Genomic DNA, 643 nt, shown 5'->3' on the forward strand with positions numbered 1-643 from the left:
GGTCTCTTCCTCTGATATTCGACGAGGAAATCTCTCAGAAGCGCAATTTGCAAAAATTATCCATACAACGTATCAGGTACAAACCGCACCCCTTTACATCGATCAAACAGGGGGGATATTCCTTGCCCAATTAGCCGCCCGTGCAAGGCGTCTCAAACGACAACATGGTCTAGATGTTTTGATTATCGATTATATCCAACTCATGACAAGCGGTTCAAAGCGTTCTTCAGAAAATCGTGTTCAAGAAATGACAGCGATTACCATGGGGCTTAAAGCTTTGGCAAAAGAACTTAATATTCCCATCATTGCTCTGTCACAGCTCTCACGCCAAGTTGAAAACCGAACAGATAAACGTCCACAGCTTTCCGATCTACGAGAATCAGGTTCCATAGAGCAAGATGCCGATATTGTGCTTTTTGTTTATCGTGAAGAATATTATCTCAAAAAGGAAGAACCTAAAGAAGGCAGTGTTGAGTATAGCAGATGGCAAGAGACAATGGAGAAAGCCAAGGGCAAAGCTGTGGTTATTATAGCCAAACAACGCCATGGTCCAACAGGAATAGTTCCTCTAGCCTTTCAATCCGATTTTACACGCTTTAGCGATCTAGCAGACAATAGGAGCGTCTCAGAGAATACGTGTGAT

1 protein-coding gene is annotated in these 643 nt (G+C 43.1%); it reads left to right on the forward strand.

What is annotated here, in order from left to right:
* Positions 1–643 (forward strand): DnaB-like helicase C-terminal domain-containing protein (locus tag CEV08_RS09315; RefSeq protein ID WP_280951735.1); only part of this gene is annotated, 643 nt, incomplete at both ends.

Source organism: Bartonella tribocorum, from assembly GCF_002778015.1.
GTDB lineage: Bacteria > Pseudomonadota > Alphaproteobacteria > Rhizobiales > Rhizobiaceae > Bartonella > Bartonella tribocorum_B.